This window comes from Paenibacillus sp. Y412MC10, assembly GCF_000024685.1.
GTDB classification, from domain to species: domain Bacteria; phylum Bacillota; class Bacilli; order Paenibacillales; family Paenibacillaceae; genus Paenibacillus_AQ; species Paenibacillus_AQ lautus_A.
The window spans coordinates 281,643-296,022 of record NC_013406.1 but is presented as its reverse complement, the minus strand read 5'-3'; the positions used below and the strand labels follow the sequence as shown (position 1 = coordinate 296,022).

Below are 14,380 nucleotides of genomic sequence, written 5' to 3'. Positions count from 1 at the left end.
TTTTAACTGTATTCTAACACCGGGGTGAGCATATGACAAGTAAAAAAAATGAAAAATACCACCTGATCCTCCAGGGCGCCCTGAAAGTTTTTGCCGAAAACGGCTATCACCGGTCCCAGGTATCCAAGATCGCCAAGGCTGCCGGCGTGGCCGACGGCACCATCTATCTGTACTTTAAGAGGAAGGAGGATATCCTGATCCGCCTGTTCCAAGAAAAGCTTGGGGAGCTGGTCGGCAAATTCCACGAAAGCGTGGAAGGAACCACGGACGCCGTGGAAGCGCTGCGGACGGTGTGCAGCATCCATTTCTCGGAGCTGGAGAGCAATCCCGAACTTGCATATGTCACGCAGATTGAGCTGCGGCAGAGCGATTTGGAGCTGCGCAAGGAAATCGGCAGCGCGCTCAAGCCATATATCGTACTGATCGAGAATATCCTGGAACAGGGCATCCAAGAACAGAAATTCCGTTCCGATCTGAACGTCAAGCTGGTCCGCAACCTGATTTTTGGCGCGATGGACGAAGCGGTAACCTCTTGGCTGATCTCCGGCCGTAAATATTCGTTGTCCGATCAAGCGGAAGAGACGCTAAGCTTTTTTCTGAGCGGTGTTTCCGGCGGACAATAAGTCCTGCTGATATTCATATTGAAGGGAGAGTTTAACCGATGAAGATTGTGGTATTGCTTAAACAGACCTTTGACACGGAGGAAAAAATCACGATTGAGAACGGATCGATTGCCGAGGATGGGGTGAAATTCGTCATCAATCCGTATGACGAATATGCGGTAGAAGAAGCCGTGAAGCTTCGGGATGACCACGGCGGCAGCGTGACGCTCCTGTCCGTCGGACCCGACCGTACGGCAGAAGCCCTCCGGACCGCCCTTGCGATGGGGGCGGACGATGCGGTGCTGATCTCCGACGAACGGATTCCGGACGATGAATATGCGGTATCGAAGGTGCTGCATGCGTATTTGTCCAAGGAAAGCCCGGATCTGATCCTCGGCGGCAACTTCTCCGTGGACCGCGGTTCGGGCCAAGTGGCCATCCGCCTGGCACAGCTTCTCGGCATTTCGCACACCGGCTCCATTACCAAGCTTACGCTGAACGGGACCACCGCTGAAGTGCATCGGGATGCCGAAGGCGATCTGGAAGTGCTTGAGGTTCAGCTGCCGGCCATCTTCACCGCACAGCAGGGATTAAACGAACCTCGCTATCCGTCGCTGCCGGGCATCATGAAGGCCAAGAAGAAGCCTTTTCAGACGCTGACCCTGGATGATCTCGGATTATCCGAACCCGATATTCAGCCGGCAACGAAGCAAAGCGAGCTGTCCTTGCCGCCGGAGCGAAGCGCCGGGCGCATTCTGAAGGGCGAGCCTGCCGAAGTGGCGCATGAGCTGGTATCCTTGCTGCGAACGCAGTCGAAAGTGATTTAATAAAAGGACAAATTGAACCTGTGAATTCCTTCGGTTCTCATTATTGAATGCGGTTACACGGCAGCGACAGAGCCCCTGCCATCGTGCCTTATGTATTCTGATTGTATGGTTTACGGGATGTCCGTCATGCACGCTTTTCGCTTAATGCGTCTTGGAAATCGGGGGCAGCAGCGATTGTAGGAATGACCCGCATGCGCTTTGGACGCTCAGGCTGGCCGACATCGTAAAACTCTCTTTTCTTTCAACCCCAAATGGATCTTAGGAGGTTATGATATGAGCAAAACGATATTAGTGTATGCCGAGAACCGGGATGGGAAGCTGCGTCAGGTTGCTCTCGAGACGCTTGGCGCTGCCCGTTTAATTGCAGAAGATGGCGACAGCATCCGTATTCTGGTTGCGGGCTCCAACATTACGGAGGCCGTATCGGCCCTGAACGGCTATGGTGCCGATACCATCTATACCGTCGAGCATGAGGAACTGGAGAGCTATAATCCCGAAGCTTATATGGCCGCCATCGAAGCGGTAATCCGTCTGGCACAGCCCGATGCCGTCCTCTTCGGGCATACGGCCATCGGCCGCGACTTGGCACCGCTGGTGGCCGCTTCCTTGAATGCCGGACAGATCTCCGACGTCACCGCCATTGACAACGAAGGCGGAGAAGCGGTATTCACGCGTCCGCTCTATGCGGGTAAAGCCTTTGAGAAACGCGTCTTTCAGAACGGACCGTGGGTGGTCACGGTTCGACCGAACAATATTCCCGCGGCGGAAGCCATCGAAGGCGCCAGCGCCGGCATTGAGGACATCGCTTACCCGGCTCCTTCCCTCCGCTCCGTGGTAAAGGACGTCGTCCGCAAAACCACGGGAAAAATCGACCTATCAGAAGCCAAAATCGTCATCTCCGGCGGGCGCGGCGTGAAGAGCGCGGACGGCTTTAAGCCGCTGGAGGAGCTCGCCGACCTGCTCGGCGGGGCTGTCGGCGCATCGCGCGGCGCCTGCGATGCCGGCTACTGCGATTACGCGCTCCAGATCGGGCAGACCGGCAAAGTCGTCACGCCCGAGATCTATATTGCCTGCGGCATTAGCGGCGCGATCCAGCATTTGGCCGGCATGAGCCAATCCCGGGTCATTATCGCCATCAATAAGGACCCGGAGGCGCCAATCTTTAAAGTTGCCGATTACGGCATCGTCGGCGATCTGTTCGATGTCGTCCCGCTGCTGACGCAGGAATTCCGCAAGGTGTTGGTATCCTAGGACTTCATAACGATTTATCATATTCAAAAAAAGGCTGCTCCAAAAGGTCCGGGAACCTGGAGCAGCCTTTTTCCTTCGTAAGTTTTGCGCCTGCAGCGTCCTTCGCCTATGAAGCATTCCGAAGGACTACCACAAACTGAATGGGAACCGGCACTAGCCTGTCAACTTTAAGAACCAAACCGTTTCAACAACTTCTGCTGATGAGCCGTAAATGCTTCTTCCAGCGAAATATCATAGAGATCCGCCAGCAGCGAAATGTTGCCGAGCACGTCGCCGATCTCCTCCACCAGATCCTGCTTGAGCCGTTCCCTCGACTGAACCTCCTCATCGGGGCGGTCCCTGCCAATCTCATAAGCGCGTACGGCGCGCGCCGTTTCCCCTGCTTCCTCCATCAAAAAACCGACCCGGATAAAGGGACCGTACCCGGCCCAGCCTCTATCACCGTAGAACTGTTTAATCCATTGCTGCGCTTCGTTCATATCCATGACGTGTGTTACCTCCGCGATTTCTTGGGATGACTGCATCTTCTTTTTACACAATCCGAGATTAAATCCATGATAAAACGAACATGCATGCCATAAAATAAAAAGGTGCTATGTCGGCGCCGAAAGGATATGCCGAACATTCCATGACACAAATCACTATATATAGTATAATTACTCGAATGAAATATCAACATCTGGGTAAGGAGTGTGCAAATTGAAATCCATATGCGTATTTGCAGGATCGAACATGGGCGAGCATCCGGACTATAAAGCAAAAGCGGCCGAACTTGGCAGGCATATTGCCCACAACCAATACAAATTAGTGTACGGCGGCTCCAACATCGGATTGATGGGTGAAGTTGCCAACGCCGTATTGCAAAATGGCGGCGAAGTGATCGGGGTCATGCCGAGAGGGCTGTTCAAGGGGGAAATCGTACATACCGAGCTGACCCAGCTCATTGAAGTAGCCGACATGCATGAACGCAAAGCGACGATGGGCAAGCTGGCCGACGGGTTTATCGCCATGCCGGGCGGCTTTGGAACCTATGAGGAATTGTTCGAGGTGCTGTGCTGGTCGCAAATCGGCATTCATCAGAAGCCGATCGGGCTGCTCAGTATCCGCGATTATTTCGAACCGTTCATGAAGCTGATTCAGTACAGCATTACCGAGGGCTTCTCCAACTCCTCTCACTTGAACCTGATCAACATGTCCGATGATCCGCTCAAGCTGTTAGAGCTCATGGATAGCTACACGCCTCCGACGCTGGACCTGAAGTGGAAGGACCTGGATTAAGCTTACTTGAGTGTCTTAAAGTGTCTTAAAGTGTCTTAAAGTGTCTTGAGGGAATAGCGCTCTCTATGGAAAAATGTGTTGCAGGTCATTATGACCATTTAAGTGGTCTGCTGTATTTCAAAAAAATGCACCGAAATCCCGGTGCATTTTTATTTTTCGCCATCGAAATAGAGGCGATATTATACAAACCCGCCGTTCACCCGCAGCGTTTGACCCGTGATCCATTTCGACTCTTCGCTTGCCAGGAACAGCACGACACCTGCGATATCATCCGGTTCCCCCAGACGTCCGAAGGCATTCATTTTGACAATCCCCGCAATCTGTTCCTCCGATTTACCAACGGTAAATAGCTCCGTATTAACCGGACCGGGCGCCACTGCGTTAATCGTGATCCCTTTGGGCCCGAACTCCTTGGCCAACTGACGCGTAAACTGCTCCACAGCTCCCTTCGTCCCTGCATACACGCTGTAAGTCGGGAACATCTGCCCAGCGACCGATGTCGAGAAATTGATAATGCGTCCGCCCGAATTCATATGGCGAAAAGCCTGCTGGATCGCAAAATATGTCCCCTTCACGTTAATCGCAAACTGCTGATCGAAATCCTCCTCCGTCATGGCCGCAATCGGCTTGGTGGTCATGATGCCGGCATTGTTCACGAGAATATCGATTCCGCCATAGGCTTCGATCGTTTCACGAAACAGCCGTTCAATCTCCGCTACCTGACTAATATCGGCTTGAATGGCCCGTGCTTCGCCGCCGCCCTGCTTAATGCGGCCCACCACTTCCTCGGCTTTAGCCGGACTGCTTGCATAGTTTACGACAACCTTGGCTCCGTTCTCCGCAAGTCTCTCTGCAATTTCACGCCCGATGCCTCTCGATGCTCCCGTTACGATAGCTACCTTGCCCGATAAGCCCTTTGTCATGATAAAACCTCCCGCATATGAATTGAGAAACACGAATCTCTCCCCAGATGGATGTTCTGATCGGCAATTTCTTATTAGTAATTTGATTATATGTCGCTTTATAACAAATTACAAGTGACAGATTTATAATTTTGTCATTTGTAAACGAATCAAAACAAAAAAGACGCTATCCCATGCGAGTTTCGCCAAGAATAGCATCTTTTTTACATAAGGAATGATCTCATCATGCTAGCTCCCAAAGTGCCCTGCCGCATTCTGCATGAAGGCGGTTGGCCATATCCCTATTCCCGCTAACCGTTCGTCGAAATCCCGGCCAACAGTAACGTCCACACTGACTCAAAGGCGGCTTCGATCCCATCCGAAGTCCATTGATAGGCATGGGCCGGATGGTGAAACAAGGAGGTTGCCATGAAAAATGCCTTCGCCGCCGACTCCGGCCGGCCTTGCTTGAATTCACCGGCACGCATCCCTTGATCCATGATCTGGGTGATCTGCCCGATTAACAAATTCACATGCGTATCAATGATCTTGACGGCTTCCAGCGTCACGGACGCGTACATGGCAAACATCTCGGGATCCTCGAGAACGTAAGTCCGCTTAGCCCGGATCAGGGTATCCGTCCATAACCGCAAGCGATCGGTGGCGCTGCCGTCCGTCCCGTCTGCAATGATCTGCAGCGGATCCGCAATCCGCTGAAGCCACCGCTCCGTGACGGCTTCTCTGAGAGCGGCCTTGCTGGGAAAATGCCGATAAAGCGAGCCGTGGCTCACCTGCAGCGCTTTGGCCACATCGACAACCGAAGTCTTGTCTGGGCCATAACGTCGAAGCGTCTGCTCGGCCGCGTCCAATATGGCTTCTTTTGTTAATGGTTGGTCATGTGACATAGGTTCCATAAGCAACGGGATTCCGTTTTTGCCCGCTGCCCACCTTCACGCCCCCTCTCTGTTGAACACATTATAGCAAACAACCTCATCATATCAATATTGAGTTTTTGTCATTTGTCCTCCACCATGAAGACCATTCTCCGTGCTTCTATAAGACAGAAACATACATTGGGTCAGTGAATGTGAACACGGCACACCCTGCTGATCTGGCGATAATCACCATCCCCAGAGAAAAAGGAAGCCGGCACATTGCCGGCTTCCTCGCTTCTTACCTTCTCAAACTTCTATATCTTGCGAATGCTTAGCAGCGAATTGCCGTTCTTCATAAATTCATAAGGTACTTTAACTTCCGCTACCCGAAAGCCTTCTGCCTCCAGCTCATGAATCAGACGGTCCAAATGGACGTAGCGGCTCCCCGATAAATCGGTCAACGGGAAGATGCGCACCTCTTCCGAGGCCACTCGCAGCAGCTCCCGAACCGTCTGGACATGAAAGTCATAATCCAATCGGTCGCTATACATGAACAGAAAATGGGCGGACAGCACCAGGTGAAACTGTTCGTTATCAAAAGGCAGCTCCGGCAGTACCGCAGCGACATAGCGATCCGGAAACTCCCGCATATCCCTAACGCAATCGCGGAGCGCTTGCTCGCGATGCCGGCGGAGCCCCTCTACACCCCCGTAATAATCCCAGACATAATTGCTTTTTGCCTGCTCCATCGTTTCCATGGCATGCCCGATATCCTGCAGTCCCTTCGTCTCCAGATCATCCGGTTTGTGATCATAAGCAATATCGCTGGCCGTTATACCGAGACCCTGCTTCGAACCGTGAGCGGTGAACGAACACGCGCCGGAAGGGCAATCCAGCACCCTTTTACCGGCAAGCTCCGGCATCTTCAAATCAAACATGTGTGCGTACTCTTCAAATGTGCGGCCAATGAATACAACCCGGTCCAATTCCTGCTTGGTCTTGCCTCTACTCTGCTCAGCTTTACTCATCTCTTCTCACCTCAGCTATAGATTGGCTGCGGATGCGGCAGCTCCTGCACACTCCGCAAGGATATACTACCATAATATGGGGTAAGGGAATTGGAATATTATGATCCCTGCCTGTTCTTTTTAAGAGAATCTATAACATCATCTAAGTCATCCGTTTTCAAGACGATTTCCTTATCATTCACCAATACAATAATCGGAAATCTGGTTAGTCCTATAGCATCCGCCCTTTGCCTGCCGGTCTCGTCCCTTACATTATGCAACATGGCAGCCTGCAAAACCTCTCGATCGGCATCGGACATACGGACCTCTTCACTCCACCATGCAACATGCGTCTTCTCATTCGGCCCTTTCGCGGCATTCGCATCTTCATAGAAATAATGAATTCGCAATTCGTCTTCTTCCGCCAGCAGTTCCTCAGGAACTTCTATCTTGCTCAAACCGGAACAACCGATCACCATCGCCAAGACGAACCAAGACATAACGCTCCTAAACTTCAATAACCCGTCACCCCCTGATACACTTATCCTGTTTATACTATAATATAGATAACTAACTTTCTTCGGAGGGGATTTCCTTATGCTATCTTATCCTGCGGCTACGACCAGAGAAGAGAAAATGAACATCATTCATCACATCAAAGACCGGCTGCTTCACTTGCACGGCGATGACATTCTGGCCATCGGCCTGTACGGCTCGATTGCGCAAGGGATCGATGGCCCTTACTCGGACATTGAGCTTCGGGTTGTTACGCAGGACGGAGTCTCCCTGCCCGGGCACGAATTCATATATCCCCCTTTCAAAATCGAAATCGGAATGAAACAGAAACAGGACATCTTCAAGGCTGCCGCGTCTGTGGATGACTCCTGGGCAATTAAGGCCGGCGCCTATGTATACCTGCAGGAAATCTACGATCCGGGGAACCTGCTCGCCGAGATTCGGAAGCTGCCCCTCGAGGTTTCGGACGAAGCGATCAAAGAAACGATGCGGGAATTCATGATTTGGGAGCCCTACGAAACGATGGGCAAAATCCGAAACAACGTCCAGTCCGGGAACCTTAACTATCTCCCGCTTGGCGCTAAGGACCTGACCTGGCAGACGGCCAAGCTGATTGGACTTGCCAACCGAACCTTTTATCATACAAGAGCGCGGACGTTGGAGGAATCCCTGTCCCTCCCGTCCCGACCTTCCGGTTATGACGAGCTGGCACAGTTGGTCATGCGTGGACAGCTTCTCCAAATCGATCATGTCTATGAACTCTGCGAGCAGCTCTGGACCGGACTAAACGCATGGTATGAACAGATGAATATCGAATATAAATTAAAGGAGCTTCCATTCTGATGGAGGCTCTTTTGTTAGGTAAGGAGCCATCGTTCTCAATCTTATATTGACACATGTCATATTCTGGAACTACGCTGTGTAAGGGCCTATTTCTTACATACGATGAAAGATCACACCGCGAATGACCCTGAATGATCCTAAAAGGAAGTGAGTATTGATCATGCAAATTCAATTGAGCAGACCGCCGGACCGCAGACCTCCTTATTGGCTGCCGCTTACAACCATCCTGGCCGTCATACTCTTTATCTCCCTCATGCTGTGGTTCGAGAAGCCGCCGGAAGCCAGAAATATCGATGCACCCGCAACCGAGTTCTCGGCGGAACGAGCCATGGCACATGTCGAACGGATTGCCCAAGAGCCCCACCCGATGGGGTCCCCTGCCAATGCGGAAGTCCGGGCTTATTTGGTGGAACAGATGAAGCAGCTCGGCTTGAACCCGGAGGTTCAGGAGTTTAATGACCGTCTGACAACCAAGTACGTCGACGCCGACGTGCAGCTTACGAACATTCTTGGCGTCATTAAAGGAACCGGATCTGGTAAACCGCTCCTTCTGATGTCGCACTATGACTCGGTCCCTACCGGCCCCGGGGCGAATGATGCTTCGGTCAGCGTAGCCTCCTTGCTGGAGACGGCAAGAGCGATCCAGGCCGGAACTCCGCCGCAAAATGACATCTGGATCCTGCTGACAGACGGGGAGGAAAGAGGCCTGCTCGGTGCCGAGGTGTTCTTTCAGGATCCGGCGCACCGTGAGATTGGCATGATTGCGAATTTTGAAGCCCGGGGATCGAAGGGTTCGTCCTTCATGTTCCAGACCAGCGACAGCAATGGACGGATCATTGAAGAATATGCCCGGGCCGTATCCAATCCTGTCAGCAACTCCCTCTTGGTGGATCTCTACAAACAACTGCCGAACGATACCGATCTGACGGTGGCGCTGGAGCATGGCCTCCCGGGGCTGAACTTTGCCTATGGCGACGGGTGGGTAGCTTACCATACCCCGATGGACAACACGGAGAATGTCTCCCTTGAGACCATGCAGCATCAAGGCGAGAATGCGCTCGCCATGGCAAAGCATTTTGGCAATCTGGACTTGGCTGACCTGACCTCCACAGGCGACCGCATCTATTTCAATCTGTTTGGCCTGCTGGTTCACTACCCGGCGCAATGGGCGATTCCGATCACTGTGGCGATCGCAGCGCTATGGCTGGCTTTTGCTTGGTTGTTTGCCCGCTTCTCCTTGCTTACCGTTAAGGGAAGCCTGATCGGGCTCGGAACTCCGATTCTGGCCGTCGTGCTCTCAACCGCGCTCAGCTATGGCTTGTGGACGCTCATCGATGCATTGTGGGCAGGCAAAATGACGCAGCCTACAGGCGCAACCTACGATTCGCTTCTATACAGCGTCAGCTTTGTCCTGGTGACCCTCATCGTTCATGTCGCGCTTACCCGCTGGGTGGTGCGAAAAGCAAATGAAGTGGAGATGCTGCTTAGCGGCGCACTCCTGTTCCTGCTGCTGCTCATCGGCTCGACCTGGCTTCTGCCGGGCGCAAGTTATTTATTCGCGATACCGCTGCTGGTTCATTTCGCGGCTCTGACATGGGCGGCATTTACCCGGGACCCGCGCGAAACCTTAACCCATCCGGCCGTCGTGCTGGGAACATCGCTTATCCCGGTTCTGATGTTCACGTCGGTCTTTCACATCGTATTCCTTCTGCTCCCGCCGGGAATTCATCTGTTCAGCGTTGTGCTGATCGGACTGATACTGGCCCTGATGTCCCCGGCAGTCCGAATGCTCGCGCATTCTTGGAAATGGGTGCTGCCGGCCGCTTTCATCGCCATCGTTGTCCTGCTCGGCATCGGCTGGAGCCAAGCTGAACCCGGGCCGGATCGGCCGGTTTATGAGAGCCGATAGGGTTCTCCTAGAGCAGCTGATAGTTGTTACACCTGATAAGTGCACTCTATCCTGCATGCCAAACAAGCAAACGCGAACACCGCGTTTGCTTGTTTTTTTACATGGAACAGCCCAGCCGCCGTTACTTCACGATGTCTTGCCAATGCGAGGGAAGCTCATACGTATTCAGATGCTTGTATTCTACCAGCTTCACCATACCGCCGGGAATCGTCGGGGCGACCTCAAAGACAAGGCGGTCCTTTCCCACCGGGATATGGGGGCCGACCACCGGGCGGGCCTCCAGCGTGATGACGAAATGAAAGCCGCGGAATCCGTTCACTCTCTTCACTTGGATCACGTCCACGAAGTAGGGATAAACAACCGGAAGCTCCTTCAACGTATGGCTATAATGCCGATTGACCACTTCATCGATATGGGGAAGCAGAAACAGCATCAGCAAATCCTGATACTGCAGCTGGGCACTATCCTTTTTCGGTGATGTATAATCGGTCACCTCGGCATGGGACGGCAGAGGCAAGCCGAAAATCGTGACGACGGCAAGGATCAGGCTGATAAAGCATTTGTTCATCTTCCTCTCTTCGCACCTCCTGCCACAGTTCTTATGGATTAGGTTCTCCCAACCGATAAGATTGATGTAACGCCATCCGAATCGAACGTGATCTGCCATATGGATGAATCAAGATACGTACGATATGATAGGTGGAAGGAAGCTATCGATTCGGCGCATTCTTCCTCTCGGCATGCCTTCAGCGCGATCAACACTGACGGGGAGGGTACACATCATTAAGAAAAAAAGGATTATGACCATGTCTGCAGCTATTATCGCATTACTAGCAATCATTATAATTTCAGCCAGCTTCTACTTTTATAACGTCGCTATTGCCCGGGCCGACAAGGCCTTCCTGAACGGCAACCCGGACCTGGAAGCCAACTCGAATATCGACAACCCCTTTGCGGATAGCAAGGATTGGTGGGCCAAGCAAAGCTTCGAGGAATGGAGTCTTACCTCAGACGACGGATTGAAACTGCATGCGTACTATTTACCTGCCGAAGTGCCTACGGATAAAACCGTCATGATCGCGCACGGATACTCCGGCCATTCGGAGCAGATGAGCGGATTCGCCCAAATGTACCATGAGGACCTGGGCTACAACGTCCTGCTTCCCGATGCGCGTGGCCATGGAAAGAGCGAAGGCGATTACATCGGCTTCGGTTGGCCGGAGCGGATGGATTATCTCAGATGGATTGAACGCGTCATCCGGCATACAGGGGAAGACGCCCAGATTGTCCTGCACGGCGTGTCCATGGGCGGGGCAACGGTGATGATGACCAGCGGCGAAGAGCTTCCGCCCCAGGTAAAAGCCATTGTCGAGGACTGCGGGTATACCTCGGTCACGGATGAGCTGACCTATCAGCTAAAGCGCATGTATAAGCTTCCATCCTTCCCGCTGGTTCAATCCACGAGCTTGCTCACCAAGATCCGGGCCGGATACTCCTTCGGCGAGGCCTCCGCGCTGGAGCAGGTGAAGAAATCCAAGACGCCGACGCTGTTCATACACGGCGGCGGGGATCTGTTCGTCCCTACCGAGATGGTGTATGAGCTGTACGAGAACGGTCCGGAGCAAAAGAAGCTGTTCATCGTCCCCGATGCAGGCCACGGCCTGGCACGCCAGTTCGATCCAGAAGGGTACGACCGGGAAGTGAAGGAGTTTATCGGCACGTATGTGCAATAAATTGAAAGAAGAGCAGTCCATGCGGACTGCTCTTTTTTGGTGAGGTGAATATACCCCTGATCAGCTTTGTGGTCACATTTAAGCCCATGTTGGTGAGCTATACCCTTTGAGCGAACTCAGGTTTAGAACATAAATGTTGGATGCATGATATGAGACCACTTGACCTGGTTTCCCTCAAGAGATCAACTACATGTTCCTGTTTAGATTCAGAATCATGCTATAATTAGAATATTCTGTAAACACACATTGTTTTTGGAATGAGTAAATAAATTATAAGGTTTTTAGTTCCATTGTTGAAAGGATGGATTCTTCATGGTTGTTGGAGTACAAGAGCTCATTTTTTTTATCATTATTTTAGCAGCAAATTACTTACTAATTTACCTGATTGTTAGTAATGCTATTTCAAATTCAGGGTTGAAATCGGAAATGGATAGTCTCAAGAACGAATTGAAAGATATAAAGAAATTGCTAGCAGATCATTCGGAAAAAACACTTGGGGATCGTAAGAATAAAGAAATCTAAATGCTACCTCATTCATTTTTAGCGATTTGCGTTAGAAACTTAACTCAATCTAAAACAGACCCGGCAATTCTGCCGGATCTGTTTTATTGAGGTTTAAAGTGAGCACCCTCTCAATGAAGGAAGTCAACAAAAAAGTACAGTAGAAACCGAGACAGAGCTTATGCACCGAAGAATACCATTCGCGGTTTCTTCATTAAATACCATCCTAGCGCTGAATGCCCGGTCTTTTTCCCTCAGCCAGCATGCCGTTAATGCTCTCGATCAACTGCGGCAGCTCGCTCATCGTCCGGATCGTAAAATCCGCCCCGTTACGGATAAACGTCTCTTCGGTTTTCGAGATCGCGGCTTCCCGGTCCGACTCTGACAGGGCATGAAACTCTTCCAAGCCCAAGCCCATTTCGGAGCTGCCGATAGCAACGCCAACCGACCACACGCCTGCGTTCACGCCTTCTTTCACGTCGGAGACGGTATCGCCGACCTTAACGACTTTCCATGAAGCCGATAATCCAAGAAACTCCATGTTCCGGTAGATCATGTAGGGGTAAGGTCTTCCTTGGGAGCGCGTGTCATCCGGCGTGAAATAAACATCCGGGCTGTACCCCTTTTGCCGCGCATTGGCAACCACGACCTCCATCATGACGCTCGTATAACCGGTCGTGGAACCGATTTTCAAGCCTTGCTCCTTCAGCGCTTCAACCGCCTCAATGACACCCGGAATCGGGTCCGTGTACTCGGATAAGGAGACCATCAAGGCCGGCTCGAATTCCGCATACAGCCGTTCTACATCCTGCTCACCGAAAGCTCTGCCGTACTTCGCCTCCCATAGCGCAGACACTCTCGGCATAGACAGCATGGCACGAATATGGTCGATCTTCAGCATCCCCATCGGCGCTCTCGCTTCCTCCATCGTTACCTCAATACCCGCATTCTTGAAAATATCGACAAACACGTTCACGGGCGCAAAACATCCAAAATCCACGGCCGTTCCAGCCCAGTCCAATATAACGCCTTCGATTCGGTTCATTGTGCCGTCACCCCTATATATTCTTCAATAATCGTACATAATTGCTCGATATCCTGCTCATAGATCTCCCCGATATTCCCGATGCGGAAGGTATCCACGTCGGTCAGCTTGCCCGGGTAAATCACATAACCCCTTTCTTTAATATAAGCGTAAAAATGCTCAAAGCTGAACCCTTCGCTCGGGAATAAAAACGTGGTGATGATCGGGGATTGCTTGTCATCGGTGATATACGACCGAATGCCGATCTGCTCCAATCTCTCCCGCAGCAGTCGATTGTTATTCCGGTAACGGCTGAACCTGGCAGGGACGCCGCCTTCTTCATTCAGCTCATCCAACGCTTTGGAGAAGGCCGCCACGACATGGGTCGGCGAGGTATAACGCCATTTGCCGTCCTTGTCCATGCCCTTCCATTGGTCGTACAGGTCGAGCGACAGGCTGCGCGCAATCCCTTCGCAGGCCGTAAGCTTCTCCAGCTTGGCGATCACAAAGCCAAACCCCGGAACGCCTTGAATGCATTTATTCGCGCTGCTGATCAGATAATCGATGCCGAGCCCCTGCACATCGATCTCCATGCCGCCAAAGCTGCTCATCGCATCGATAATGAGGGTTTTTCCATATTCCCTGGACAGCTTCGAGATCATCTCCAGCGGGTTCAGAATGCCGGTGGTCGTTTCGCAATGAACCATCGCGATATGCGTAATCTGCAGATCCTCCTGGAGCCTAGCCCGCAGCTCATCCTCGCTTGGATGTTCATCGTAATTCACCTTGTACTCCGCGTAATTCAGTCCGATATACTCCGCCATCTTCACGATCCGTTCGCCGTAGGCGCCGTTCGTTACGATCAGTACCTTATCGTCTTTCGAAATGGCGGTCGTCATGACGGCTTCAACGGCAAACGTGCCGCTTCCCTGCATCAGCACGGCGGTGTACAGCTCTGGATCCGCTCCGGCCAGTGCCAAGAGCTGCGATCTGATTTTTTGCGTAATGGATTTATATTCATCATCCCACGTGCAGCGGTCAAAGAGCATTTCCTCTTTTACCGCCTTGGTTGTGGTCAAAGGTCCCGGTGTCAAAAGCTTGTAGGTTTTCAT

At 52.0% G+C, this 14,380-nt stretch carries 16 protein-coding genes; 8 read left to right on the top strand and 8 right to left on the bottom strand.

The window, feature by feature from the left end; genetic code table 11:
- Positions 1-32 precede the first annotated feature (32 nt).
- From GYMC10_RS01395 to GYMC10_RS01385, 3 genes are all read left to right on the top strand, one after another.
- Positions 33-623, top strand: a complete 591-nt coding sequence (locus GYMC10_RS01395; RefSeq protein WP_012818490.1) for a TetR/AcrR family transcriptional regulator — start codon at positions 33-35, stop codon at positions 621-623.
- 38 nt (positions 624-661) lie between these two features.
- Positions 662-1,429 (top strand): electron transfer flavoprotein subunit beta/FixA family protein, encoded by a 768-nt coding sequence (locus tag GYMC10_RS01390; protein WP_009590186.1) that lies wholly within the window; start codon positions 662-664, stop codon positions 1,427-1,429.
- A gap of 273 nt (positions 1,430-1,702) precedes the next feature.
- Positions 1,703-2,680 (top strand): electron transfer flavoprotein subunit alpha/FixB family protein, encoded by a 978-nt coding sequence (locus GYMC10_RS01385; protein WP_012818489.1) that lies wholly within the window; start codon positions 1,703-1,705, stop codon positions 2,678-2,680.
- Positions 2,681-2,847: 167 nt separating this feature from the next.
- On the opposite strand, the gene GYMC10_RS01380 is transcribed toward GYMC10_RS01385, so the two are convergent.
- Complete coding sequence (locus GYMC10_RS01380; RefSeq protein WP_012818488.1) at positions 2,848-3,165, bottom strand: MazG nucleotide pyrophosphohydrolase domain-containing protein; 318 nt, start codon at positions 3,163-3,165, stop codon at positions 2,848-2,850.
- A 214-nt stretch (positions 3,166-3,379) separates the two neighbouring features.
- On the opposite strand from GYMC10_RS01380, the gene GYMC10_RS01375 reads away from it, so the two are divergent.
- Entirely contained in the window at positions 3,380-3,958 is a 579-nt protein-coding gene (locus GYMC10_RS01375) for a TIGR00730 family Rossman fold protein (RefSeq protein ID WP_012818487.1), read from the top strand.
- A 179-nt stretch (positions 3,959-4,137) separates the two neighbouring features.
- On the opposite strand, the gene GYMC10_RS01370 is transcribed toward GYMC10_RS01375, so the two are convergent.
- The 4 genes from GYMC10_RS01370 to GYMC10_RS01355 form a co-directional block, all read right to left on the bottom strand.
- A complete protein-coding gene (locus GYMC10_RS01370) occupies positions 4,138-4,881 on the bottom strand; it encodes an SDR family oxidoreductase (protein ID WP_012818486.1) in 744 nt (247 codons plus the stop codon).
- Positions 4,882-5,171: 290 nt separating this feature from the next.
- Positions 5,172-5,774, bottom strand: coding sequence for a TetR family transcriptional regulator (locus GYMC10_RS01365; protein WP_012818485.1), 603 nt, complete (start codon positions 5,772-5,774; stop codon positions 5,172-5,174).
- A 275-nt stretch (positions 5,775-6,049) separates the two neighbouring features.
- Positions 6,050-6,763 (bottom strand): hypothetical protein, encoded by a 714-nt coding sequence (locus tag GYMC10_RS01360; RefSeq protein WP_012818484.1) that lies wholly within the window; start codon positions 6,761-6,763, stop codon positions 6,050-6,052.
- Positions 6,764-6,861: 98 nt separating this feature from the next.
- A complete protein-coding gene (locus GYMC10_RS01355; RefSeq protein ID WP_260871477.1) occupies positions 6,862-7,260 on the bottom strand; it encodes a hypothetical protein in 399 nt (132 codons plus the stop codon).
- A 79-nt stretch (positions 7,261-7,339) separates the two neighbouring features.
- Between GYMC10_RS01355 and GYMC10_RS01350 the strand changes: the two genes are divergently transcribed.
- Positions 7,340-8,101 (top strand): kanamycin nucleotidyltransferase C-terminal domain-containing protein, encoded by a 762-nt coding sequence (locus GYMC10_RS01350; RefSeq protein WP_012818482.1) that lies wholly within the window; start codon positions 7,340-7,342, stop codon positions 8,099-8,101.
- Between the two features lie 160 nt (positions 8,102-8,261).
- On the top strand, positions 8,262-10,010 hold the full coding sequence (locus GYMC10_RS01345) for a M28 family peptidase (RefSeq protein ID WP_012818481.1): 1,749 nt from the start codon (positions 8,262-8,264) through the stop codon (positions 10,008-10,010).
- Between the two features lie 121 nt (positions 10,011-10,131).
- On the opposite strand, the gene GYMC10_RS01340 is transcribed toward GYMC10_RS01345, so the two are convergent.
- Positions 10,132-10,578, bottom strand: coding sequence for a DUF3888 domain-containing protein (locus GYMC10_RS01340; RefSeq protein WP_012818480.1), 447 nt, complete (start codon positions 10,576-10,578; stop codon positions 10,132-10,134).
- A gap of 232 nt (positions 10,579-10,810) precedes the next feature.
- Here GYMC10_RS01340 and GYMC10_RS01335 point away from each other — a divergent pair, with 232 nt between their 5' ends.
- Together GYMC10_RS01335 and GYMC10_RS01330 are read left to right on the top strand one after the other, a co-directional pair.
- On the top strand, positions 10,811-11,743 hold the full coding sequence (locus GYMC10_RS01335; RefSeq protein WP_313958354.1) for an alpha/beta hydrolase: 933 nt from the start codon (positions 10,811-10,813) through the stop codon (positions 11,741-11,743).
- Between the two features lie 312 nt (positions 11,744-12,055).
- Positions 12,056-12,265 carry a hypothetical protein gene (locus tag GYMC10_RS01330; RefSeq protein WP_012818478.1) on the top strand — a complete coding sequence of 70 codons (210 nt, stop codon included), beginning with the start codon at positions 12,056-12,058 and terminating at the stop codon, positions 12,263-12,265.
- A 205-nt stretch (positions 12,266-12,470) separates the two neighbouring features.
- Here the strand turns inward: GYMC10_RS01330 and phnX are convergent, their stop codons facing one another.
- Both phnX and phnW read right to left on the bottom strand, forming a co-directional pair.
- Positions 12,471-13,289, bottom strand: a complete 819-nt coding sequence (gene phnX / locus GYMC10_RS01325) for a phosphonoacetaldehyde hydrolase (protein ID WP_012818477.1) — start codon at positions 13,287-13,289, stop codon at positions 12,471-12,473.
- The gene (gene phnW / locus GYMC10_RS01320; RefSeq protein WP_012818476.1) at positions 13,286-14,380 is read right to left on the bottom strand and encodes a 2-aminoethylphosphonate--pyruvate transaminase; all 1,095 of its coding nucleotides are present in this window, start codon (positions 14,378-14,380) and stop codon (positions 13,286-13,288) included. Before phnW ends, phnX begins: the two co-directional genes overlap by 4 nt.

Bases quoted from the DNA above. Each gene is read 5' to 3' on its own strand.
- GYMC10_RS01370 (WP_012818486.1), bottom strand. From the start codon at position 4,881: ATGACAAAGGGCTTATCGGGCAAGGTAGCTATCGTAACGGGAGCATCG.
- GYMC10_RS01340 (WP_012818480.1), bottom strand. From the start codon at position 10,578: ATGAACAAATGCTTTATCAGCCTGATCCTTGCCGTCGTCACGATTTTC.
- phnW (WP_012818476.1), bottom strand. From the start codon at position 14,380: ATGAAAACCTACAAGCTTTTGACACCGGGACCTTTGACCACAACCAAG.
- GYMC10_RS01335 (WP_313958354.1), top strand. From the start codon at position 10,811: ATGACCATGTCTGCAGCTATTATCGCATTACTAGCAATCATTATAATT.
- GYMC10_RS01330 (WP_012818478.1), top strand. From the start codon at position 12,056: ATGGTTGTTGGAGTACAAGAGCTCATTTTTTTTATCATTATTTTAGCA.
- GYMC10_RS01350 (WP_012818482.1), top strand. From the start codon at position 7,340: ATGCTATCTTATCCTGCGGCTACGACCAGAGAAGAGAAAATGAACATC.
- GYMC10_RS01380 (WP_012818488.1), bottom strand. From the start codon at position 3,165: ATGGATATGAACGAAGCGCAGCAATGGATTAAACAGTTCTACGGTGAT.
- GYMC10_RS01390 (WP_009590186.1), top strand. From the start codon at position 662: ATGAAGATTGTGGTATTGCTTAAACAGACCTTTGACACGGAGGAAAAA.
- GYMC10_RS01360 (WP_012818484.1), bottom strand. From the start codon at position 6,763: ATGAGTAAAGCTGAGCAGAGTAGAGGCAAGACCAAGCAGGAATTGGAC.
- GYMC10_RS01365 (WP_012818485.1), bottom strand. From the start codon at position 5,774: ATGGAACCTATGTCACATGACCAACCATTAACAAAAGAAGCCATATTG.
- GYMC10_RS01345 (WP_012818481.1), top strand. From the start codon at position 8,262: ATGCAAATTCAATTGAGCAGACCGCCGGACCGCAGACCTCCTTATTGG.
- phnX (WP_012818477.1), bottom strand. From the start codon at position 13,289: ATGAACCGAATCGAAGGCGTTATATTGGACTGGGCTGGAACGGCCGTG.
- GYMC10_RS01395 (WP_012818490.1), top strand. From the start codon at position 33: ATGACAAGTAAAAAAAATGAAAAATACCACCTGATCCTCCAGGGCGCC.
- GYMC10_RS01385 (WP_012818489.1), top strand. From the start codon at position 1,703: ATGAGCAAAACGATATTAGTGTATGCCGAGAACCGGGATGGGAAGCTG.